The organism is Allobosea sp. GW821-FHT03A12 (genome assembly GCF_058986765.1).
The window spans coordinates 309,465-331,862 of sequence record NZ_JBYSVZ010000003.1; the positions used below are offsets into that span (position 1 = coordinate 309,465).

At 67.7% G+C, this 22,398-nt stretch carries 16 protein-coding genes; 7 read left to right on the top strand and 9 right to left on the bottom strand.

From position 1 onward, the window contains the following. Window positions 1–75: 75 nt before the first annotated feature. The 8 genes from ggt to AC3WLC_RS09255 all read right to left on the bottom strand — a co-directional run bounded on the left by ggt (window position 76) and on the right by AC3WLC_RS09255 (window position 11,003). Window positions 76–1,671: a gamma-glutamyltransferase gene (gene ggt / locus AC3WLC_RS09220; protein WP_493683626.1), complete on the bottom strand. Its 1,596-nt coding sequence runs from the start codon at window positions 1,669–1,671 to the stop codon at window positions 76–78. A gap of 71 nt (window positions 1,672–1,742) precedes the next feature. Further along, window positions 1,743–3,326, bottom strand: a complete 1,584-nt coding sequence (locus tag AC3WLC_RS09225; protein ID WP_493683627.1) for an ABC transporter substrate-binding protein — start codon at window positions 3,324–3,326, stop codon at window positions 1,743–1,745. Between the two features lie 81 nt (window positions 3,327–3,407). After that, window positions 3,408–4,115: a GntR family transcriptional regulator gene (locus AC3WLC_RS09230; protein WP_493683628.1), complete on the bottom strand. Its 708-nt coding sequence runs from the start codon at window positions 4,113–4,115 to the stop codon at window positions 3,408–3,410. A 328-nt stretch (window positions 4,116–4,443) separates the two neighbouring features. Continuing rightward, the gene (locus tag AC3WLC_RS09235; RefSeq protein ID WP_493683629.1) at window positions 4,444–5,595 is read right to left on the bottom strand and encodes a glycosyltransferase family 4 protein; all 1,152 of its coding nucleotides are present in this window, start codon (window positions 5,593–5,595) and stop codon (window positions 4,444–4,446) included. Further along, window positions 5,592–6,608 (bottom strand): glycoside hydrolase family 5 protein, encoded by a 1,017-nt coding sequence (locus AC3WLC_RS09240; RefSeq protein ID WP_493683630.1) that lies wholly within the window; start codon window positions 6,606–6,608, stop codon window positions 5,592–5,594. Before AC3WLC_RS09240 ends, AC3WLC_RS09235 begins: the two co-directional genes overlap by 4 nt. Window positions 6,609–6,616: 8 nt before the next feature. Beyond that, the gene (locus AC3WLC_RS09245; RefSeq protein WP_493683631.1) at window positions 6,617–8,401 is read right to left on the bottom strand and encodes a serine aminopeptidase domain-containing protein; all 1,785 of its coding nucleotides are present in this window, start codon (window positions 8,399–8,401) and stop codon (window positions 6,617–6,619) included. After that, the gene (locus AC3WLC_RS09250; RefSeq protein WP_493683632.1) at window positions 8,398–9,780 is read right to left on the bottom strand and encodes a lipopolysaccharide biosynthesis protein; all 1,383 of its coding nucleotides are present in this window, start codon (window positions 9,778–9,780) and stop codon (window positions 8,398–8,400) included. The genes AC3WLC_RS09245 and AC3WLC_RS09250 overlap by 4 nt, the downstream gene beginning before the upstream one ends. Then, entirely contained in the window at window positions 9,777–11,003 is a 1,227-nt protein-coding gene (locus AC3WLC_RS09255) for a glycosyltransferase family 4 protein (protein ID WP_493683633.1), read from the bottom strand. The genes AC3WLC_RS09250 and AC3WLC_RS09255 overlap by 4 nt, the downstream gene beginning before the upstream one ends. 425 nt (window positions 11,004–11,428) lie before the next feature. On the opposite strand from AC3WLC_RS09255, the gene AC3WLC_RS09260 reads away from it, so the two are divergent. The 7 genes from AC3WLC_RS09260 (at window position 11,429) to AC3WLC_RS09290 (ending at window position 20,869) form a co-directional block, all read left to right on the top strand. Further along, the gene (locus tag AC3WLC_RS09260) at window positions 11,429–13,420 is read left to right on the top strand and encodes a GumC family protein (protein WP_493683634.1); all 1,992 of its coding nucleotides are present in this window, start codon (window positions 11,429–11,431) and stop codon (window positions 13,418–13,420) included. Beyond that, the gene (locus AC3WLC_RS09265; protein ID WP_493683635.1) at window positions 13,417–14,673 is read left to right on the top strand and encodes a UDP-phosphate alpha N-acetylglucosaminyltransferase; all 1,257 of its coding nucleotides are present in this window, start codon (window positions 13,417–13,419) and stop codon (window positions 14,671–14,673) included. The genes AC3WLC_RS09260 and AC3WLC_RS09265 overlap by 4 nt, the downstream gene beginning before the upstream one ends. A 284-nt stretch (window positions 14,674–14,957) precedes the next feature. Next, window positions 14,958–15,203 carry an acyl carrier protein gene (locus AC3WLC_RS09270; RefSeq protein WP_291673656.1) on the top strand — a complete coding sequence of 82 codons (246 nt, stop codon included), beginning with the start codon at window positions 14,958–14,960 and terminating at the stop codon, window positions 15,201–15,203. Continuing rightward, window positions 15,203–16,438, top strand: a complete 1,236-nt coding sequence (locus AC3WLC_RS09275; RefSeq protein WP_493683636.1) for an acyl-CoA dehydrogenase family protein — start codon at window positions 15,203–15,205, stop codon at window positions 16,436–16,438. Before AC3WLC_RS09270 ends, AC3WLC_RS09275 begins: the two co-directional genes overlap by 1 nt. Window positions 16,439–16,442: 4 nt before the next feature. Then, entirely contained in the window at window positions 16,443–17,363 is a 921-nt protein-coding gene (locus AC3WLC_RS09280; RefSeq protein WP_493683637.1) for an amino acid--[acyl-carrier-protein] ligase, read from the top strand. Between the two features lie 5 nt (window positions 17,364–17,368). Continuing rightward, window positions 17,369–18,382 carry a DUF1839 family protein gene (locus AC3WLC_RS09285; protein WP_493684523.1) on the top strand — a complete coding sequence of 338 codons (1,014 nt, stop codon included), beginning with the start codon at window positions 17,369–17,371 and terminating at the stop codon, window positions 18,380–18,382. A 3-nt stretch (window positions 18,383–18,385) separates the two neighbouring features. After that, the gene (locus tag AC3WLC_RS09290; protein ID WP_493683638.1) at window positions 18,386–20,869 is read left to right on the top strand and encodes a glycosyl hydrolase 2 galactose-binding domain-containing protein; all 2,484 of its coding nucleotides are present in this window, start codon (window positions 18,386–18,388) and stop codon (window positions 20,867–20,869) included. A gap of 4 nt (window positions 20,870–20,873) precedes the next feature. Here AC3WLC_RS09290 and AC3WLC_RS09295 read toward each other — a convergent pair whose 3' ends face one another. Next, window positions 20,874–22,328, bottom strand: coding sequence for an aromatic amino acid lyase (locus AC3WLC_RS09295; protein ID WP_493683639.1), 1,455 nt, complete (start codon window positions 22,326–22,328; stop codon window positions 20,874–20,876). Between the last annotated feature and the right edge of the window lie 70 nt (window positions 22,329–22,398).

Consider the following 22,398-nt stretch of genomic DNA (forward strand, 5'->3'; position numbering starts at 1 on the left):
GTTCTGAGGAGAAGCTTGCCGGGATCGCCGGCGCTGTCGAGGCCGCCCGATGCAGAGCGGCCTCGCGCTGGACACTCAGTAGCCGAGGGCGCAGCCGTCCTTGCGCGGGTCGGAGCCGCCGGTCAGCGTGCCCTTCTCCCAGTCGATCCAGATCGCTTGGGCACCGCCCATCGGCGATTTCGGCACGTCGACCTTGAAGCCGCGCGCGGCGAGCGCCGCGCCGAGGCTCTCGCGCAGGCGTGTCTCCGCCTCGACCGTGTTCGTGCCGGGCAGCGGGAACAGGCGCGGCAGGTCGATTGCCTCCTGCAGATCGAGGCCGTGGTCGAACAGCTTGGCCAGGAAATGGGCATGGCCCATCGCCTGGTAGTGCCCACCCATCACGCCGAAGGGCATGACGACGCGGCCGCCCTCGGCGAGCATGCCGGGGATGATGGTGTGCATCGGGCGTTTGCGGGGGGCGATCGCGTTGGGGTGGCCTTGCTTCAGCACGAAGCTCTGGCCGCGATTGTGGAAGAGCACGCCGGATTTCTTCGTCATCAACCCGCTGCCATAGGGCGAGAAGATCGAGTTGATGAAGGAGACGGCGTTGCGGTCCTTGTCGACGACGCTGATGTAGACCGTGTCCTTGTGCTCGGCGCCGCCGGGGATGACTGGCAGCGGATCGAGCGCGCGCTCGGGATCGATCATCCCGGCGAGTTCGTCGGCAAGCTCATTCGAGAGCAGATGCTCGACCGGCACCTGCGCCTGGGCGGGGTCGGCGAGGAAACGATCGCGGGCGGCATAGGCGAGGCGGGTTGCCTCCAGCTCGATATGCAGGTTCTCGACCGCAAGCGGGCCGCCCTTCGGCTTGAAGCGCTCGAGGATCTTCATGATCAGCAGTGCGATCACGCCCTGGCCGTTCGGTGGACACTCATAGACGGTGCGGCCACGGAAGGTGGCACTGATCGGCGTGACGTATTCGCCCTCGGCGGCGGCGAAATCGTCAGCCGTGTGCAGGCCGCCGGCGGCCTTGAGATAGTCGACCATCTCCCTGGCGATCTCGCCGCGATAGAAGGCGTCGCGGCCTTCACGGCCAATGGCTTCGAGCGTATCGGCCAGTCCCGGCTGACGTTGGACCGTGCCGGCGGCCGGGGCCTTGCCATCGACGAGGAACGTCGCTGTGGCGTTGGCGTCCTGGATCAGGATCTCATGCTGGGCGGCGAGGTCGTAGGCGACGCGCGGCGTCAGCGCATAGCCGTCGCGGGCATAGGCGATGGCGGGGGCTAGAACTTCTGCGAGCGGCAGGCGGCCATGATCCTTGTTGAGCCGGGTCCAGGCGTCGATCGCGCCGGGCACGGTGACGACATGCGGCGAATGCCGCTCCAGCGTGGTGATGCCGGCCTTCGCGTACCAGTCGGGCGTCGCAGCGGCGGGCGTCCGGCCCGAGCCGTTATAGGCGAGAATGTCGGTCGAGCCGCCGCGCGAATAGAGCACGAAGCAGTCGCCGCCGACGCCGGTCGAGCCGGCCTCAACCACGCATTGCACGGCGCAGGCGGCGATAGCCGCATCGATCGCGTTGCCACCGGCCTTCATGATGTCGAGCGCGGCGAGCGTCGAGGCGGGATGCGAGGTTGCCGCCATCGCGTTGCGGCTGATGGCGAGAGACCGACCGGGAAGCTCAAGATCACGCATGGAAGAGGCTTTCGTGAAGATAGGGGCCGGCGGCAGTGCCGCCGGGTTTTCGGGAAGGAAGCGAAGGGCGCTCAGCCCTTGCGCAGATTGGTGAAGACCGGGACGCCGTTCAGCATGCCGGTGAGGTTCTTGCGATAGGCAACCGGCTGCAGGTACTGCCCGGCCGGGACATAGGGGACGTCCTGCATCGCCTGCAGTTCGATCTCGCGCCCGATCGCCTTCTGCTCGGCAGGATCGGCAGCGGTCAGGAAGCGGGCGCGCAGCGCCTCGATCTGCGGGCTGTCGGGCCAGCCCGGGCTGCCCTTGGCGCCATTGCCGCGCAAGGGCGAGCTTGTCGCCGGCGAGCCGAGATCGAGTCCCGCCCAATAGGTGACGTAGCAGCTCCAGCCGCCTTGCTCGACCGGGTTGCGGCTGCTGATGCGCTGCAGGACAGTGCCCCAGTCGGCGGCGACGACGTCGACATTTACGCCGATCTTGCGCAGCGCATCGGCGGCGACATCGCAGACCAGAGCAATGCGCGGCACGTCCTGCGCCGCCAGGAAGACGGCGCGCTCGCCCTTGTAGCCGGCGGCGGCGAGTTCCTGCTTGAGCTTGCCGAAATCCTTCGGCCCCTTCAGGGCCTTGGCCGCGACGTCCGACGCCATCGGCGAGTTGTTGGGGAAGAAGCCGATGCTGCCGCGCTCGACCTGCGGATCGCCGCCGCAGACCGCGTTCATGCACTCCTCCTGGTCGATCGCCTGGAGGATGACGCGGCGGATCGCCGGATTGTTGAAGGGCGGTTGCAGGTGGTTGAGCCGGAGCTGCCCGGCCATGCCGGTCCGATCCTTGACCTCGACGACGATGTTCGGGTCCTTCCGCAGCAGCGGCAGCAGGTCGATGATCGGCTGCTCGACCCAGTCGACCGCGCCGGTCTGCAAGGCAGCGACCGCGGTCGCAGCATCCGGCATGACGGTGAATTCGATGCGGTCCAGATAGGGAGTGCGCGGCCCGGCGGTGAAGCTCGGCGTGCCCTGGCGCGGAACGTACCCCTCGTGCCGGGCATAGACATGGCGAGCGCCAGCGATGCGATCGGCGGTGAGATAGCGATAGGGGCCGCTGCCGACCGCTTCCGGGATCTGCTTGAACGGATCGGTTGCGGCGAGGCGCTCCGGCATGATCGCCGCGACGAGCGCGCTCGGGCGGGCGAGCGCCGCCGGCAGCTGCGGGAAGGGCGTCTTCAGCCGGAAGACGATGGTGCGGTCATCCGGCGCCGAAAGCTCGTCGGTCGCCGCCATCAACGCCTGGCCGAAGGTGTCACGGGCGCCCCAGCGCTTGATCGAGGCGACGGCGTCGCGCGCCAGCACCTTGCTGCCGTCATGGAAGACGAGGCCGGGTCGTAGCGTCAGCGTCCAGCGCTTGCCGTCCTCCTCGACGACATGGCCTTCGACCATTTGCGGTTGCGGCTGGAACTGGTCGTCGAGCCCGTAGAGCGTATCCCAGACCAGTAGCGCATGGGTGCGGGTCGAGTAGCCGTTGGTCCAGATCGGATCGATGATCGCGACGTCGGAATAGGGCACGAAGCGCAGGGTCTTGTTGTCCTGCGCGCTAGCGAGATGAGGCGCTGCCGGCAGGAAGGTGGCAGCGGCCGAGGCTTTCAGGAACTGGCGTCGATCCATCGTTGATCCCCTCATTGTTCTGGCTGAGCCTCGGGTGTCCTCGGCAGTGCGGCCTTCTGGCGAGCCGCTCGCTGATTCGGTTCAGATCGCTGCGCTTGCCGGGAGGGCAGATGACAGGCCTGCCGCCTGGCCACGGCTGCGCAGGAACTCGGCGAGGCGCGGCGCGGTGCGCAGGACGTGGTCACGCATCACTGCTTCGGTATGCTCGGCATCGCCGGTCCTGATCGCCTCGACGACCTCGTCCTGACGCTCGGTGGCATGGGCGGGCTGGGCGACATGGTGCAGCCAGACGCGCATATAGGGCTCGACGGCGATGTGCAGCGCCGCGATCTGGGCGATCAGCTTGGGCCGCCGGCTGAGGCCGCAAATATAGGCGTGGAATTCCTGGTGCCGGCCGAGCCAGTCGGCGCCGCCGGCCGCACCGGCGCGGTGCATGCGGGCGACATGGTCGTCGAGCTCGGCCAATGCGCCGGCATTGAAGCGCGGCATGGCGAGGCGAACCGCGAGACCTTCCAGCACCGAGCGGATCTCGAAGAGCTCGTAGATCTCTTCGATGGTCAGGCCGGAGACGACGCAGCCGCGATTGGGGCGGATCAGGACGAGGCCCTCATTGGCGAGGCGCTGGAAAGCCTCGCGCACCGGCATGCGGCTCATGGCGAGCTCACGCGCGATCGTTTCGGGGATCAAGCGCTCGCCGGGCTGATAGCGCCCGCTGCGGATGTCCTGGAGAATGGCGCGATAAGCCTCGTCCTGCGCCGTCGCAGCCATGCCTTTCGAGGCGAAGCTCATCCCGTTTCCCCGCGAGCCATCTGCACTCGGTCAGCAGCTCTGTATGAGTGTATCCACTATTACAAAGCCAGAAGTCGCCGGCGCGCAAGGGGGCTTGCGCGGTGAGGGCGAGATAGCATTGAGAGCGGATGCTTCCCGTCATTCCGGGGCGCGGCGAAGCCGTGGGCCCGGAATCCAGAACCGGTGACAGGAATCAAAGAGGTGCGACAATGCCGGCGCATCGTCTGGAAGACGCCGCGGTTCTGGATTCCGGGCTCTTCGCTGCGCGAAGCCCCGGAAAGACGGCAGAGATTCTGCGCAAACCTGCGGCGCCAATCGGCAACAGTACCTACAGCGCCGCGGCGTAGAATTCGAGATAGCGGCGCGTGACCTCGTTCCAGGAATAGGGCGCGAGGTCGAAGAGGCGTGGGCGCGTATTGCCGGGGTAGTGGACGAGGTCGGCATAGGCCTGCTCGACGGCCGGAGCAGCTTCGTTCGGATCGGCGAAGTCGACGGTGCGGACGATCGGGAACTTGCTGGCCAGACTGGCAAAAGCCGCATTGGGCTGGACGATCGGCACGAGGCCGGCGCTCATCGCCTCGACCAAAGCAAGGCCAAAACCCTCGAACTCCGAGGCGGATACGAAGAGCGAGGCGCGACTCATCACTTGCCTAGCCGCGGCATCGTCGAGGCCGAGATGCAGCGTCACATTCTGCGCCATGCCGGCGTCGGCGATCGCCTGGCGCAGCGCCTCTTCGGTCCAGTCCGAGGTGACGCCGAGCATGTCGAGATGCCAGGAGGGTTCGCGCCGCGCCAGCGCCGCCATCGTCGCGATCAGCCGGTCCGGGCGTTTGTTCTTGGAGAAGCGGCCAATGCTGACCAGGCGCCGCTGTGGGTCGGGGCTGGAGGCGCCGGCGAACTTGTCGAGATCGACGCCGTTCTCGATCACCCGGACCTTGCCGGGCGCCAGCCGCTCGAACATGCGGGCATCGTTCGTGCTGCAGCCGGCGATGCCGCGATAGATCTGGGCCGAGAGCCGGGTAGGGCCGTTGAACCAGATCTTCTTCAGGCCGGCGAAGTCGGTGGTGTGGAAGAAGCCGCCATGGGTGGTGGCAACGAGCGGCTTGCGATGCAGCAGCCATCCCAGAGCGAGCGCATCGAAGAAGAAGTCGATCGCGTGGACATGGACGAGGTCGGCATCGCGCAGGTGCTTGAACACCTCGGGCGCGAGCGGATAGCGCGTCGAGCCGCGGAAGGGGATGCGGGTGACGGGAATGCCGTCGATCACCTCGCTCGCCGGCAGAATAAGCTCTGGCCGCGAGAACAGCCGGTCGAGCGTCACCACCGAGGGCTTGAGGCCCAGCGCCAGCTGCGCCCGGCAGAGATTGGCGACGACGTCTTCCAGCCCGCCGCGATTGGGCAGGAACTGGCGCACGACATGGACGATGCGCGTGCCGGCCGGCAGTGCCAGCGCGGCGCGATGGGAGAACGGAGCGGTCACGATTTGGCCTCCCGGCCGCAGATGGCGTTGGGCCGCTTCGCCTTCAAGCGTTCGAGCAGCACCTTCATCTGCGGGCGCTCGCCGGCCTTGGTCGGTTCGAGATTGAAGACATAGTCCGCCGGCCACCACGGCCCGGCGCCCCAGGCGGTCCAGCCGAGCCATTGCTGCGGATTGGCATCGAGCTTCGTCGTCATCTGTTGCAGGGCCTTCAAGCACTCCGGCTTGTTCGAGGCGGCGAACTCGCCGAGGAAGCCGCGGCGGCCATTGGCCTTGAGCCAGGCGGTGACGTCGTCGATCGCCTTGAGCGCGCCGGCTGCGGCCGAGCATTCCGCGGCGCGGCCGGAATAGTCGGCGTCGAGATATTGGTGGAAGTCGTAGGCGTAGCGGTCGAGCGGGTCGACGACGCCCAGCAGATCGCGACCGTTGTTGCCGACGGGCAGATCGGAGGTCCAGCTATGGGCGCCGCCGAAGGCCGTGCCGGTGACGAGCAGGAGCTGCTTGGCGCCGGCCTTGCGGATCGCGGCGATGGCGCCGTTCTGGATTTTCGCCCAGTCCGCGCTGTTGATGTCATAGGGCTCGTTCATCAGCGAGAAGACGAGCTTGGGCCGGTCGCGGTAGTGGGTGGCGAGCCGGCTCCAGACATTGGCGAGCGCTTCGGCCTGAAGCTCCTTCGAGCCGAGCTGCTTCTTGGCGTAGTAACCGTAATTGTGCAGGTCGATGATGGCGATCAGCCCGGCCTCGTTGATCCGGCGGACCGTCTGGTCGAGATAGGCCAGCTCCATGATGTCAAGCCCGCCGTTGAGGTCAGGCTGAAGGCGCTCCCAGCGGAAGGGCAGGCGAATGGCGCTGGCGCCGAGCTTGCCGAGCCGCTGGATCGCCTGTTCGCTCGGATAGGTGTAGTCGGTGTCGACCTTGCCGGGCGTGTCGCCGAATTCGGCGCCCGAGAGATTGACGCCGCGCAGGCAGGTCTCCGCTTGCGCCGGCAGGGTAGCGAGCAGGGCCAAGGCGAGCATGGCCCGCTTCACGGCGCAACGATCCGCATGAGCGCGTCGAGCAGCCGGCGCCCGGCGGCGAGATGCGTGAAGTTGTGGTCGGCGTCGGCGAGCATGGTCAGCGAGGCATTCGGATAGATGGCAAGGCCCTTGCCGGCCTCGCCGAAATAGGTCTCGAGCTCGGCCAGGCCGACATCGCCGTCGGCATAGAGTAGCGACAATTCGACATTACGCGCCGCGAGCGTGGCGAAATGGCGATGGCACTGGTGGTGGAGCCGACCATGCTTGGTCAGTCGCCCGAGAACGGGCGCGAGCTTGACCGAGAGCCGCTTGCGATAGCGATAGATCAGATAGCGTCCAGCCGGTCCGACGCGGAGCTTGCCGGTGAGCAGGCGGCGCAGCCCGCCCTTGCGGGCGAGCGTCGCGCCGAGATCGCCGGCGCTGCGATGGGCATAGCGGATCGCATCCTCGACGCTCTCGTCTGGATCCCAGACGAAGCGTTCATTGTTGACGATCACGAGGCGGCGGATGCGCTCGTCGATCACCGCGGCGTGGAAGGCGGCATAGGCGCCGCTGCAGCGCCCGATCAGCACCGGCGCGTCGAAGCCACGCGCCTGCATCGCGTCGATGGCAAGCCGGACATCGTCGATCTGCGCCTGCGAATAGAGGATCTCCTCCGGCCCGTCGGCGGCGATACCGCTGTCGCCGACGCTGCTGGCGTCGAAGCGCAAGGAGGCGATGCCGCGCTGGGCGAAGGCGCGCGCCTGGCTGACGCTGACCCGGGCCCAGCCGATATGGTAGTCGCGGCCGGCATTGACGAAGACGATGGTTTCGCGCGCCGCCGGCCCGAGCGGCTCGCAGAGCACGCCGAAGAGCCGGCCATCCGGGCCGAAGCGGATCGGCCGTTCGACGAAGCCGTCGCCGAGCAGGCCTTCTGCTGGGCCGGGCAACTGGGTTGTCCCCACGCCAGTGGAAATGGAGCCGGCAGCCGCCGCGCGTTCGGCAATCCAGTCGACGATCCCGGCGATGGTCGCCTTGGGGGGGCGCGCCGCGGTGGGGTCGGTGGTCAGAGTCTCGTAGCCGTCATAGTCGCGCTGCGTCACGGTGGCCCCGAGGCCGGTGAGCGCCTCGGCCAGGGCCGCATCGCCGCCATGGCCGGGCCGCGACAGCAGCAGCACCTGCTCGGACGGCGCCTGCCGAAGCGCGCCCGTGCCGAGCGTCGCGATCGCCGGCAGGCGGCCGGGCGCGATGCGCAGGCCCGCCACGGCGCAGCGCGTGTCGTCGTCGGGGTCGGTGCCGATGCCGATCCGGTCCGAGACGATGCGCGTCCAGGCCGAAAGCTCGCGCAGATAGCGTTTGCCGTTGCCGACAGGCGCCATCAGCACGCTGGCGGCGACCGGCGCGAGTTCCTCGGCGAGCTTGAGCGCAAGCGTCCCGCCGAGGCCCTGGCCTAGCAGGATCAGGCGCTCGCAGCCGCTGGCCCGGCGCAGCACTTGCGCGGCGCCACGAATGGTCTCGAACCAGTCGTCCAGCCCTTGCACATCGGCGGCCTCATGGGCGTCGCCCTGGCCGGGATAGTCGAAGCGCAGGCAGGCGATGCCCTTGTCGGAGATGCCCTGCGCCAGGCTGCGCCAGGTGGCGCGCAGGCACAGCTCCTCATAACCGATGGCGCCGAGCATCAGCACTGCGACCGGAGCACTGCCGGCATGGAACATGCCCATGCTGCGGCCGAAGGTCACCGGCGTGCCGAATGGCGAGGGGGCCGTGCTCGTCTCTCCGGCCGGGTCGATACGATAGGCTGCGGCTACCGTCATCGGCCGGCTCCTTCGCTGGCGCGGCCGGGCGGCAGCGGGTCTGGCTTGTCTTCAGGCGCGCCGCCGAACAGGAAGGGCCGGAAGAAGGCGGTCGCCATGTTGTCGATCCGCCATTTCTGCTTGATCCAATACCAGGCGGCGAGGCTGGAGGCGGTGCTGAAGATCAGCCCGGCGATGGCGATGCCCATCAGCCCGCCGACCCGCGCCAGCGCGTAGAGCAGGCCGAGATAGATGACGAACATGATCGCCCGCGCGATCAGGAAGAAGCGCTCGCCGCCGCCGATCATCAGCAGCCAGGAGCCGGGGCCGAAGAAGGCGAGCGAGACCGACATCACGCAGAGCGCGACCAGCACGTTCTCGTGCTGGACGAACTCCGCATTGAACAAATGCAGGATGAAGGGCGCGACCACGGCGAGCGCCAGCGCACCGAGCAGCGAGATGCAGAAGCTCGCGAAGGAGAGCCGTCCGATCAGCAACTGGGCGCCGGCCGTATCGGACTTCTGGAAGCGGGCGGCGATCATCGGGATGCCGACCGTGTCGATCGCCGCCAGCGGCAGCAGGAGCAGCATCGAGATCCGCACCGCGACGAAATAGAAGCCGGCCTCGTTCAGGCCGAGAAGCGCGCCGATCAGGATGGTCTCGAGATAGGCCGAGGCCGAGTTCAGCACGTTGTTGGCGATGAAATAGCCGCTTTCCCGGCGCCATTCGCCATGGGTCTCCGGCGGCACCTGGTCGCGCGCCCAGAGCCAGCCCAGCCCCTCGTCCTGGACGAAGCAGACGCTCTGGTAGAGCGTCGTCGCCGCGAGCAGGCCGGTGACGATCGCCATCGCGCCCGCGCCGCCGCCCATCACCCCGGCGAAGCCGGCCCCGGCGATCAGCAGGATCGAGCTGCCGCGCCAGACGATCTCGCGCGGCACCAGCGACATGTTGATGCGGCCGTGGATGCGGAAATAGTTCTGCAGGTACTCGCTGAGCGCGAAGATCGCGGCGAAGACGAAGGCGAGCCAGAGATAGTGATAGGTCGGCGGCAGCCGCTCGGCGAAGAGCCAGAGCGGCAGCGCCGCCGCCAGCAGCACGAAGCAGCCGAGCGCGAGCCAGCGCGCGTTGACGCCGAGCAGCGCCTGGTTGAGCGGATGGCCGCTCGCCTCGGCCCGGCGATAATGCTTCACCACCAGGATCTGCTGGCCGAGCACGGCGATCAGCCCGAGCGCGCTGCCGATCGAGAACAGGAAGACATAGAGCCCGTATTCCGAGGTCGGCAGGAAATGGCTCGCGGCCAGCAGCACGAGGAAGCTCAGCAGCGTGCTGCTGAAGCGCGAGGAGAAGGCCGGCAGGAAGCGGCCGGCTCCGTTCCAGGCGAGATCGAGCAGTTCCCTCACGACCGCGCCTCCCGCGGCTGAAGGAGGGCCTCACCGGTCGGCTTGCCGACGAGGCCTTCGAAGACAGCGCCATAGGCGGCGGCGATCCGGTCCGGGCTGTAGCGGGCGGCAGCGGCGAGCGCGCCGGCCGATTGCGTCGGGACGAGCGCGCGATCCCTGACGTAGGCCATGATCTGCTCGGCCAGCGCGGCATCGTTGCCCGGTGCGAACAGGGCGCCGTTGACACCCGGCTGAATCGTTTCGGGGATGCCGCCGGACCTTGCGCCGATCACCGGTACGCCATGGGCGAAGGCCTCGATCACCACCCGCCCGAACGGCTCGCGGAACAGCGACGGGACGGCGAGGACATCGATCTCGGGCAGGAATGCGTCGGGCTTGGTCCAGCCGAGGAAGCGGGTGTTCTGCGCCGGGAAGCGCCCGGGCAGAGCCTTGGCATAGTCGCTCTGGCCGGTGCCGGCGATCAGGAACTCGACAGGCTGGCCTGCGAGCCGCTGCGCCGCCGCGGCCAGCGTGTCCAGCCCCTTGATGGGATCGTGGACGCCGATGAAGCCGATGCGCAGCGGGCGCTCCGCCGGCGGCGCTGTGCGGGGCAGGGCGCCGTGCACGGGCGCGATCGCACCCGGAATGGCGTGCGTCGTCGCGTTCGGGAAATAGCCGTGCTCGGTATGGCGGCCGATGATGAAGTCGGTCTCGCCGATCACCGCGTCGACGAAGCGCGAATTCAGCTTCTTGCCATAGGAGGTCACCTGGCAGGAGCTGCAGGCGCGCCCGCAATTGTCGTTGCCCTTCCACATGCTGCCCTTCCAGCAGAGCAGGAAGGTGCTGCGCAGGATATGAGCGACCGGCACGCCGCAGCTCTTCGCCGCCGCCCAGGTCGCGACATTGATGTTCTCGATCGAGTCGGTGAGCACGATGTCCGGCCGCAGGCGCCTGATCTCGCGGCGCATGACGAAGAAGGCGCGCGGATTGAAGTTCTCCAGCGCATGCCAGATCGCCTTCTTCCAGCCAGGGCGCGGCAGGCGGTAGTTCCAGTCGATGTTGAGCGAGCGCAGGCGGTGCACCGGCACGCCGTCATAGGTCTCGTACTTGTCCTCGCCGGAGACGTTGACGACGGTCAGGTCATGGCCGGCCGCGAGCAGCAGCTTGGCGACGATCATCGCCGAGATCGGCCCGCCGCCGTCGATGAAGGGCGGGAACGCTGCACAGGCCATCAGGATACGCATGCTGTCTGGACTCGTCCTCGTCACGGCGTGTTTGCCGGGCCGGCCTTTCCCAAGGGCAGGAATACCCGGCGCGAGCTAAGCAAAGGTTCGCGTGACCGGGGGATTTCTTCCTGTTGTAAACGAGGCATGAACGGGATCGCACAAGCCGCGTGCACGCTGGCAGGACAGCGGGCCGATCAGGCCGATTTTCGTAAATATTGAACTATCACTCGCGATCCCAGAACGAAATGTTCTTTCGCGGTGCTTTGGCCGTTTAGTTAATTTTTCGGGAGCTGAAAGCTCGAATACTTGAACGGAATCGTAATGATTCCGTTACCGGAATGTTAACCACGGATCGGCAGGATGCGCGGTGGAATTCCAGCCGAGTCCGTCGGCGCGTCCGGCCGCGGATGCGCCGCGCCGGTCCGGATCGAGGAGGCTTGTGGGTGTCGGCTGCGTTGGAGGCGGGAGGACGTGATGGCGCGTCGGCGGAAGGCCGTGCCACCGCCGCTTTCAGCCTGTCCGAACTGCTCCAGCTGCTGCGCCGTCGCCGCCGGCTGGTGATCGCCAGCGCTGTCGTCTGCCTGCTGTTCGCGCTCGCCTATCTGGCTGTGCAGGTCCCGGTCTATCGCGCCACTGCCGAATTGCTGGTCGATCCGCAGGCGCTGCAGGTCGTCGGCAAGGACATCGTGCGCACCGATACCTCGGCCTCGATCGACTTCGCCAATGTCGACAGCCAGGCGCTGGTGATGACCTCCACCGGCGTGCTGCGACAGGTGATCGAGGAGCTCGACCTCGAGAACGATCCCGCTTTCGTCCGGCCGCCGGGGCTGGTCTCGCGCCTGCTCGGCCGGCTGGTGCAGCCGACAGCGGACCAACGTCTGGCCCAGGCGGTCGATGCGCTCAAGCGCGCGATCGTGATCCAGCGCGTCGACAACTCGCTGGTCTTCCGCATCACCGTCTCGCATCCGCAGGCGCAAAAAGCCGCCGATATCGCCAATGGGCTGGCCCAGGTCTATTTCCGCCAGGGCAATGACGGCCGCCGTGCCGTCGTCGAGCGCGCCAACACCTCGCTGATCGGCCAGATCGCCGGCCTGCGCACGCAGCTCGACGAGGCGGAGCGCGCCGTCCAGAGCTTCCGCAGCCAGCACAGCCTGGTCAGCACCGGCGAGGGCGGGCTGATCATCTCGCAGCAATTGCGCGATCTCTACGGCCAGATCAGCCAGGCGGAAGCTGAGCTCGCACGCCAGCAGGCAAGGCGCGACCAGCTCGCCCGCTATCAGAGCCGCGATCCCCTGTCCGACACGCTGCCGGAGGCGCTCACCTCCTCGGTGGTGACCTCGCTCAGGGGGCAATACGCACAGAGCGCGCGCGAGGCGGCGAGCCTTGCCCAGACGCTCGCGCCGCAGCATCCGCGCCTGATCGAGATCCGAGCCGAGCTCGCCGAAACGCGCAGATTGCTGTCCGGAGAGCTCGCCCGCCTGCGTTCGACGGTGCAGGAAAGCTATCGCCAGACCGAGGCCAACCTCGCCAATCTCCGGAAGAGGGCGACGGAGCTGACCAAGTCGCAGGAGGTCAGCGGCGCCGCGCAGATCAAGCTGCGCCAGCTCGAAAGCGAAGCCGAGGCGGTGCGCACTGTCTACAGCGCCTCGCTGCAGCGCGCCAAGGAACTGGAGCAGCAGAAGCGGATCGAGACCAATAATTCGCGCATGCTCTCGGAAGCGGTGGCGCCGGCGCAGCCGACCAAACCGCCGGCTCCGCTCGTGCTCGCCGCGGCCCTGCTCTTCGGCGCCTGCGCCGGCCTCGGCCTCGCCTATCTCCTGGAATGGCTGCCTTCGTCGCGGATCATCCCCGAGCGGCTGAAGCCGCTGGCACCGCTGACGCCGGAGGCCGCCGGCCTGGCGATCGGCGTCGGCACCGTGGTGTCGCTGCCTGCCGCCGCCGCCCGCCGCGAGGATGCGCTGATACCGGTGACGCGCCTGCTGCAGCGGACGCTCGGCCCGCATCTGCCGGCCTCGGTGATGATCGCCGGATCGGTCGACGACGCCACGCAGGCGGCGCTGGCCGAGCATCTCGCCAACAGCCTGGCGGCGCATGGCGAGAGCGTGCTGCTCTGCCAGGACGGCTCGGGCCGCGACATGAACATCCGCCGGATCGAGCCGGCTGCCTCGGCCACGGCCAGGCCGGGGCGGCGGCGCAATTTCATCATCATGCGGCAGACCTCGTCTTCGGACGGCAAGGCCGGCGCGCGACCGGACGCGATCGTCCTCGCCTCGTCCCTCACGGGCGAGACCCCGCGCAGCCTGGTCGACCAGGCGGCCGCGATCGATCCGGTCGGCGAGCATATCGTCGCGCTCGTCGTTCCCGAGGAGGCGGGAACGGGGGCGCGTGGCCTGGCGGCGCGCTGGCTGCGCCGCCCGGCGCAGGCCGCCGCGTGACCAGGCAGGCGACGATGGCGGGAGGCCTCGACCCCACCCGCCCGATGCCGGTCCTGCCGCTCGTACTGCTGATCGGCGCGCTCACCTTCAACATGGCGTTGTGCTTCATCAACACCAACGTCATGGGCATCAACGACACCATGGTGATGGGCTGCGAGGTGGTGCTGGTCGCGACCGCGCTCTATCTCGGCCTCGGCCGCAATGCCGCGCCCTATCTGCTACTGGCGGTCTTCATCTCCTACGCCGCCATGCTGATGGCGATGCGTCCGCTGCTCGACCCCAAGGCGGTGCGCGACTTCCTGATCCCGGTCGCCTTCTATCTCCTCGGCAAGAGCTGCAACGACCCTCGGGTAGCCGATCGCGCCGCCTTGATCAGCGGGATCATCGTCGTCGTCTTCGGCCTGTTCGAGTTCCTCGCCCTCGACCTCTACGTCACCTATTTCAACATCATCAAATACTATGTCGCGCGCGGCACGGTGGCGCCGAGCGACGTCAGCAGCCAGACCGGCGCACTCTTCGCCAGTGGCCTGCGCCCGGATTCACGCACCTTGCTGCCCTTCCTCGGTCCACACCGCGCCTCCTCGGTTTTCCTCGAGCCGATCTCGACCGGCAATTTCGGAGCGATCCTCTATATCTGGGCGCTGAATCGCCCGCAGATGGCGAAGCGCTGGCTGACCATGGCCGCTGGCATGACCGCGATCGTGCTCAGCGACTCCCGCTTCGGCGCCAATGTCTGCATCGTCGCGACGGTCGCCTATCTCGTCGCGCCGATCACGCCGCGCTTCGTCTGGCTGGCTGCGCCCTTCGTCATGCTGATCGGGTTCGCGATCTATGGCTTCGTCAGCGCCGAGGTAAACTGGCAGAACAATTTCGCCGGCCGCATGCTGTGGACGTCGCGCCTGATCACCTCGCTCTCGCCGGCCGCGGTCTTCGGCCTGTCGCCGGACAAGCCGTTCCTGTCGGATTCCGGCTATGCCTATTCGCTGAACCAGATCGGGCTCTTCGGCGTCATCGGCTTCTGGAGCCTGTTCATCTTCGCGCCGGAGAAGTCGCCGCGGGCCTGGCGCTTCAAGGTCTGCGTCGCGACCTATATCTGCCTTTTGATGATCGTCAGCGACTCCGTCTACTCGATCAAGACGGCGGCCTTGCTCTGGTTCATGACCGGATCGAGCGATGGCGACGCCGGGCCGGAGCCCGTGCCGGCGGCTCAGCGCAGCATGGCTCCAAATTATTCCGCTGCCGCGACGGGCTGAATTCTCTGGAAATCGAGTATTCGCGGCAATCTACCGTTTACCACATCTCCAGGCGCCAAGCCTCGAAGTGCTTACGCCAGTCATTCTGTGGCCGGCGCAAGGTAACTTTAAATTTTATGCGTTAGGCCTGACGCAACGAACAACACGGCGTCAAACCAACCGGCCGAAGCGTCCCGACGGCGATCGCGAGCGTTCTGCGCCAGCGGATGCCGCCGCACGTCTAGGGCGGGCCAAGACGGGGCTGCACCGCAGCAGCGATGGCATCAGACAGGGCAGGACCGAAGATGAAGACCAGGATCCGCGAAATCCTCAAGACCACCGGCAAGCTGCCGGTCGATGTCGCCACCCTCGCCGACGAGGCCGATCTCTACAATGCCGGCCTGACCTCCTTCGGCACGGTCGAGCTGATGATGGCGCTCGAGGAAGCCTTCGAGGTCGAATTCCCCGACAACATGATGAACCGGCGCAACTTCGCCTCGATCGCCGCGATCGAGAACGCGATCCGCACCATCCAGAGCGAGCACGTCTGATGACGACGCTCGCCCGCCTCGCCGAAGCCGGCTACCAGCTCACCTCCGAGACATCGGGCGCCAGCGCCGAGGCGCAGAAGGCGATGATCGCCAAGGCGCGCAAGATCGCCAAGCTGGCGGCCGAGCACGCCGGCGATGTCGACGCCAAGTCGCGCTTCCCGCACGAGACCTTCGAGGCGCTGAAGCGTGAGCGCCTGCTGGGGATCATGATCCCGGCGGTCCATGGCGGCGAGGAAGCCAGCCATGCGACGATCGCCGAGATCTGCTCCGTGTTGGCCCAGGCCTGCGCCTCAAGCGGCATGATTTACGCGATGCACCAGATCAAGGCGTCGAGCCTGGTCGTGCATTGCAATGACGATCCCTGGCACGCCTCCTTCATGGCGCGCATCGCCCGCGAGCAGTTGCTGCTGGCCTCGGCCACCACCGAGGGCGGTGGCGTCGGCGGCGACCTGCGTTCGTCGATCTGCGGCGTGGTGCGCGAGGGCGACGACTTCACTCTCGACAAGGAAGGCTGCCTGATTTCCTACGGGGCGCAGGCCGACGCCATCCTGATCACCTCGCGGCGCACGCCCGAGGCACCGCCTTCCGACCAGGTCATGTCGGTCCTGACCAAGGACCAGTACACGCTGGAACGCAGCGCCGCCTGGGACACCATGGGCATGCGCGGCACCTGCTCCGACAACTTCACCTTCGCAGGCCGTGCCCCGGCCGAGCAGATTATCCCGGTCTCCTTCGCCGAGATCGCGGCGCAGTCGATGCTGCCCAATGCGCATCTGCTCTGGGCCTCGGTCTGGTACGGCATCGCCGCCGAGGCCGTCGCCCGCGCAGAGGGCTTTGTGCGCAGCGAGGCGCGCAAGCGCCCGGGCTCGACCCCGCCGAGCGCCCTGCGCCTGGCTGAGTTGCTCGCTCGCCTGCAGCAGTTCAAGGCGCTGGTCGTCGCCGGGCTCGATCGCTATGAGCGCGCCCGCGGCGATGCCGACGAGCTCTCCTCGATGGGCTTCGTCGTGGCGATGAACAGCATCAAGGTCGTGGCTTCGCAGAGCGTCGGCGAGATCGTGATGCAGGCTTTCCTGATCTGCGGCATCCAGGGCTATCGCAATGACAGTCCGGCGAGCCTGGCGCGCCTGATGCGCGATGCGCTCTCGGCGCCGATCATGATCAACAACGACCGAATCCTCGGCAACACCTCCAACCTGCTGGCGGTCTACAAGCACGACCCCAGCCTCTCCAGGTGATCGCATGTGCCAGAATTGCCCCCAGCCGCAGGGCTTCCTCGCGGAACTGATCGATACCGGCCTGCTGATCGACATCGGTGTCGACGGGCTCTATGGCCGTAGCGGCCTGTTCGAGGAGGTCATCGCCCGCTTCGACGACCTGATCACCCGCCATGGCGGGCAGGACGGCGCCGAGGTCGTGCGCTTTCCGCCGGCGATGAGCCGCAAGCATTTCGAGAAGAGCGGCTATCTCAAGAGCTTCCCGCAGCTTGCCGGCACCGTGCATTCCTTTGTCGGGGACGAGCGCGCCCATGCCGAATTGCTGCACAAGGTGGCCGATGGGGTCGACTGGACCGACGGACAGATCTCGACCGAGGTCGTGCTGACCCCGGCCGCCTGCTACCCGCTCTATCCGGTCGTGGCCAAGCGCGGCCCGCTCAAGGCGGAAGGCGCGCTGTTCGACCTGCAATCCTACTGCTTCCGGCACGAGCCCTCGAAGGATCCGGCCCGGATGCAGCTCTTCCGGATGCGCGAATATGTCCGCTTCGGCACGCCCGAGCAGGTCACGGAATTCCGCGCGACCTGGCTGGAACGCGGCCGGGAGATGATGGCCTCGCTCGGCGTGCCCCTGAATCTCGACGTGGCCAACGACCCGTTCTTCGGCCGGGCCGGGCGCATGCTCGCCAACAACCAGCGCGACCAGCGCCTGAAGTTCGAGCTCTTGATCCCGATCGAGAGCGAGGAGAAGCCGACCGCCTGCCTCTCCTTCAACTACCATCAGGACCATTTCGGTACGACCTGGGGCATCGAGACCGCTGCCGGTGAGACCGCGCACACCGCCTGCGTCGGATTCGGCATGGAGCGGGTCGCGCTCGCTCTGTTCAAGCACCACGGCTACGACGTCGAGCGCTGGCCGACTGCGGTCCGCAACGTGCTCTGGCCGTGAGCACGATGACGGCCCAGCAAAAGATCGCCGCGCCCGCCGCCATGGCGGGCCGGCTCCTGCCGGTCGATCCGCTCGCCTATGACAGGCATGCCATGCATGCCGGCGAGCGGCATTGGCCGCAGACCAATTGCTATGCCGATCTCTGGATCGAGATCCTGCACGCACTCGGCCTGGAGCCGGCGGCCGCCTTCGGCTTCACGATCACGCAGGATTTCGAGGGCGACCAGTTCACCTTCTTCAAGCCGCCGCTCGACGATCTCGAGGCGCTCTACGGCCTCAAGGTGACGGAGCTCGCGCTCTATGACGATTTGATTAGCCATATCGAGCAGCAGATATCGCTCGGCCGGCTGGTGCTGCTCGAACTCGATTCCTTCTATATGCCCGACACCCGCGGCGTCTCCTATCGCGACAGTCACGGCAAGACGACGATCGCGGTGAACCGGCTCGACCGCGCCGCCCGCGAGCTCGACTATTTCCACAACGACGGCCTGCATCGCGCCGAAGGCGAGGATTTCGACGGCCTGTTCCGGCTGCTGCCGGGGCAGATGCGCGACGACACGCTCTTCCCCTATGCCGAGATGGTGCGCCTGCCGCAGCGCCGGCCGGATGAGGCAACCCTGCGCGCGACTGCGCTGAAGCTGCTCGCCCGCCACGTCGCGCGCCGGCCGAGCGACAATCCCGTCGCGGCCTTCCGCGCTGTCGCGACCGCGCAGGCCGAGGCGCTGGCCGAGCGGCCGGGTGCGGCCTTCCATCACTACGCCTTCAACACGCTGCGCCAGCTCGGCGCGAATTTCGAATTGCTCGCCAGCCATCTCTCCTGGCTCGGCCAGTCCGTCGATGGGCTGGAAGCCGCCCGCGATGGCTCCCTGCGCATCGCCGAGGGCGCCAAGGTGGCGCAGTTCCACCTCGCCAGGGCGATGAAACAGAAGCGTTTCGAGCGCTTCGACGCGACGCTCGCCGGCCTCGTCGGTGAGCATGACCAGGTCAGCGAGGCGCTCGGGCAGCGCTTCCCCGGCTGAGCCATGGCCCGCGTCGTCGCGCGTAGCGGAGAACGGGCGGAGTCGCTCGCAGGCTGGTCCTGGCTTGCGACAGCGCCCGATGCCGTTGCGACGCCGGCTGATCTGCCGGAGGGCGACGGCTGGCAGGAGGCCGCGGTCCCAGGCACGGTCGCCGGGACGCTGCGCGCTCTCGGGCGCCTTGACGATGCCAGCGCCAACGCGATCGGCCAGCAGGATCACTGGTACCGCACAAGGCTGACCAACCCCCTGAACGGACGCCTGCGCTTCGAGGGGCTGGCGACTGTGACGGAGATCTGGGTTGGCGGCGCCAAGCAGGCCGACAGCGTCTCGATGTTCGCGCCCGTAGAGCTTGCTGTGAGCTGCCCAGCCGGGACGGAGATTGCGTTATGCTTCCGCGCACTCGCGCCCAAGCTTGCCGCTGCCCCGCGTCGATCCCGTTGGCGGCCGACAATGATCCAGCCCAATGGCTTGCGCTGGTTCCGCACCAGCTCGCTCGGCTCGATGCCGGGCTGGTGCCCGCCCGGCCTGCCGACCGGGCCGTACCGTCCGGTGCTGCGGATCGAGAGCGAGGCGGGTGCGCCGAAGATTGAGGCCGTCGATCTGCGCACGAGCTATGACGGGCAGACCGGCACCGTCGCGCTCAGCCTGACACTTGCTCCAAATACGTCGTTGCCAGGCCGCGCAATCATGCGCTGTGCCGGCGGCGAGACCGCCTTGCACGCGGATGGCGATAGTCGATTAGCCGGCACATTATCCTTGCCCGCCATCGCGCCCTGGTTCCCGCATACCCATAGCGAGCCGGCGCTGCACGATCTCACGCTCATGCTGGATGGCGAGACGATTGAGCTCGGCCGCATCGGCTTCCGCTCGCTGGAGGTCGATCGCGGCGACGATGGCGAGGGCTTTGGCCTGATCGTCAACGGGATTCCGGTGTTCTGCCGCGGCGCTTGCTGGAGCAATGCCGACGTCACCACGCTGGCTGGCGGCCGCGCCGCTTACGAGCCTTGGCTCCGGCTGGCGCGCGAGGCCGGGATGAACATGATCCGTCTGCCTGGCGTGATGACCTATGAGGACGACGCCTTCTTCGCGCTCTGCGACGAGCTCGGCATCATGGTCTGGCAGGAGATGATGCTGGCCAATTTCGACTATCCGCAGGGCGATTCCGGCTTTCGCGCCGCCATCGCAGTGGAGGTCGAGGGGCTGCTCAATAGAACGCAAGGCTCGCCGAGCCTCGCCGTGCTTTGCGGCGGCAGCGAGGTCTTCCAACAATCGGCGATGCTGGGCGCGCCGCCTGAAGCCTGGTCCGGTCCGGTCTTCGACGAGGTCCTGCCGGAGGCGGTCGCTCGCCTTCGCCCCGACATCGCCTATGTCCCGAACTCGCCTTCGGGTGGGCCGTTGCCCTTCGTCGCCGACAAGGGCGTGACGCACTACTACGGCGTCGGCGCCTATATGCGCGGCCTCGACGATGCCCGCCGCGCGAATGTCCGCTTCGCCGCCGAGAGCCTCGCCTTTGCCAATGTGCCGGAGGAGGTCTCGCTGCGCGGTGGCAAGCCGCCGGCGATCACGCATCATCCCGACTGGAAGCGCGCCGTGCCGCGCGATGCCGGCGCCTCCTGGGATTTCGAGGATGTGCGCGATCACTATCTCGAACGGCTCTACGGGATCGAACCAGCGCGGCTGCGGCGCGAGGACCCGGAGCGCTATTTCGCGCTGTCACGCGCGGTCGTCGCCGAGGTCATGGAAGAGACCTTCGCCGAATGGCGCCGGCCAGCTTCGCCGACATCAGGCGCGCTGGTCTGGCTGCTGCAGGATCTGCAACCCGGTGCCGGCTGGGGCGTCATCGCCAGCGATGGCGAGCCGAAATCGGCCTGGCATGGGCTCGCCCGCGCCTTCCGGCCAGTCCAGCTCGCGCTCACCGACGAGGGCGTCAACGGGCTCGGCCTGCATGTCCTGAACGAGCGTCCGGAGCCGCTCGCCGCGACTGTCGAGCTGACTTGTTGGCGTGCCGGCGAGGTCGCCGTGGTCCAGGCGAAGCGCGAGGTCGAGCTCGCGCCGCGCTCAGCGGTAACGCTGTCCGCCTTCGAGCTGATCGGCCGCTTCTTCGACATCACCTATGCCTATCGCTTCGGCCCGCCCGGCCACGACGTGACCTCCGCCGCGCTGCGCGATGCCGCGAGCGGTGCGGTCTTGGCCGAAGCCTTCCACTTCCCGCTCGGGCGCGGCCATGAGCGCCATCACTGCGGGCTGTCGGCGCAGCTGGAGCGCGAGGGCGACGACTGGAGCCTCGTCCTCTCGACCCAGCGCTTGGCGCAATCGGTCGAGATCGTCGATGCCGGCTGGCGGCCGGAACGGAGCTGGTTCCATCTGGCACCCGGCGAGCCGCGACGGGCCCGCCTGCACCGCCGCGCCGGCGTCAGCGGCGAACCTTCGGGCGAGGTCCGCGCGGTCAACGCACTTGACCGCGTGAACTACGCCGCGGGGGCGTGAGAGCTCAGCCGTCCGCGCCGACCAAGGCATCGACTTCGCAGCGACGGCTCTCAAGGTGCCGCAGCAGCGGATCGAGATGTGGCACGCGGTCGCCGGCCGCGGCGAAGGGGACGGCCTCGCGCACGAGGGCGAAGAGCTTGCCGGTGAGCGCGCCGAGCGGCGTCGCCTTACGGCTCTGGGTCGCCTGCGCCGCGACCATCAGCTCGACCCCGGCGATCGACCTGCACAGTTCCGCCACTTCCATCGTCTTGCGCGCTGCGAAGGTCGCCATGCCGGCGCGGTCGAGATTGCCGTTGGAGTGGCTGGAGCTGGCGAGTTCCTGAACCACCGGAGCCGTCGCGAGCCGCGCCTCCGAGGCGATCGCCTTGTGGAACTGGGCGAGCCCATTGAAGCCGGGCAGGCCGACGCCGTCCTCCTCGATCAGGCCGACCGTGAGGCCCGACCAGAAGGAATCGACCTGCTTGGCGACGCGCTCGGCCGAGGCCGTCACCACCGGCGCGAAGGCGAGGCGGGCGATGTCGAGCGCCATCGACAGGCAGACCGTGTCGAAATTGGCGACCGAGACCAGCGAGCGCTCCTCCAGCGAGACGATCGGATTGTTCTGGCTGGCGCGGAACTCGGTCTCGACCTGGCGCCAGGCGAAATCGAGGCTGTCCGCCGCCGTGCCGTGCAGCAGGGGCAGCGAGCGGAAGCTCAGCGGATCCTGCAGGTGGCGCGGCCCGCCTTTGACGAAGAGGTAGCTGCCGTCGAGATAGCGCCTGATCCGTCGCCCATGTCGCTCCAGCCCGGCGAAGGGGCGCGAGCGCAAGGCGGCCTCCGAGACGATCGACGGGTTGGCGGCAAAGCCCTCCATGCTCAGCGCGCCGATCAGGCTCCAGAGATCGAGGCTGCGCTGCAAATCGGCCATGGCGAGCGCCGAAATGCCGAGGGCGAGCGCGCTGGAGTTGAGCATCGCCAGCGCTTCGCCGGCCTGCAAATCGAGATCCCCATAGAGCGTGAGCGCGAGATCGGTGATCGGGGCCATGTCGCTCTGGCCCATCGAGCCCCAGACATGCACCTCGATCTGCCTGTCGCTGTTGAGAGCGTCGGTGAGCCGCTCGGCCAGCAGCGGGCGCACGCCAAGGCGTCCGCTCGCCATCGAGTTGAGCAGGACGAGCATCATCGCCCGGACGGCCTCGGGCGAGGCGAGGGGGCCGTGCGCGACATTGTGGGTGAGCAGCAGACGGCGGTTGAACTCGCCAATGCGCTCCGGGGCGAGCGGCACGCCGGTCTTGGCGCCGACGCTGGTGGTGACCCCATAAATCTTCTCGCCGCGCGCCACGGCGCCGTCGATGATGGCGCGGGCGGCTTTCATCCGCTCGATCGCCTCCGGCGTCACGGCGACAGGTGCCTTCTCCCTGGCGACGCGGACGATCTCGTCGATCGTCAGGTCGAAGCCGGTGATGTCGACATGGCTCATGATCGCTCGTCCTGTTTCCGGGCGCAGTTCTGGCTGATCAGCTCAATAATGCGAAGCCGGGAGGCGGGGA

Excerpts from the sequence above, each read along its gene's own strand:
- ggt (WP_493683626.1), bottom strand. The coding sequence starts at position 1,671 with ATGCGTGATCTTGAGCTTCCCGGTCGGTCTCTCGCCATCAGCCGCAAC.
- AC3WLC_RS09225 (WP_493683627.1), bottom strand. The coding sequence starts at position 3,326 with ATGGATCGACGCCAGTTCCTGAAAGCCTCGGCCGCTGCCACCTTCCTG.
- AC3WLC_RS09230 (WP_493683628.1), bottom strand. The coding sequence starts at position 4,115 with ATGAGCTTCGCCTCGAAAGGCATGGCTGCGACGGCGCAGGACGAGGCT.
- AC3WLC_RS09240 (WP_493683630.1), bottom strand. The coding sequence starts at position 6,608 with ATGCTCGCCTTGGCCCTGCTCGCTACCCTGCCGGCGCAAGCGGAGACC.
- AC3WLC_RS09245 (WP_493683631.1), bottom strand. The coding sequence starts at position 8,401 with ATGACGGTAGCCGCAGCCTATCGTATCGACCCGGCCGGAGAGACGAGC.
- AC3WLC_RS09255 (WP_493683633.1), bottom strand. The coding sequence starts at position 11,003 with ATGCGTATCCTGATGGCCTGTGCAGCGTTCCCGCCCTTCATCGACGGC.
- AC3WLC_RS09270 (WP_291673656.1), top strand. The coding sequence starts at position 14,958 with ATGAAGACCAGGATCCGCGAAATCCTCAAGACCACCGGCAAGCTGCCG.
- AC3WLC_RS09275 (WP_493683636.1), top strand. The coding sequence starts at position 15,203 with ATGACGACGCTCGCCCGCCTCGCCGAAGCCGGCTACCAGCTCACCTCC.
- AC3WLC_RS09280 (WP_493683637.1), top strand. The coding sequence starts at position 16,443 with ATGTGCCAGAATTGCCCCCAGCCGCAGGGCTTCCTCGCGGAACTGATC.
- AC3WLC_RS09285 (WP_493684523.1), top strand. The coding sequence starts at position 17,369 with ATGACGGCCCAGCAAAAGATCGCCGCGCCCGCCGCCATGGCGGGCCGG.
- AC3WLC_RS09290 (WP_493683638.1), top strand. The coding sequence starts at position 18,386 with ATGGCCCGCGTCGTCGCGCGTAGCGGAGAACGGGCGGAGTCGCTCGCA.
- AC3WLC_RS09295 (WP_493683639.1), bottom strand. The coding sequence starts at position 22,328 with ATGAGCCATGTCGACATCACCGGCTTCGACCTGACGATCGACGAGATC.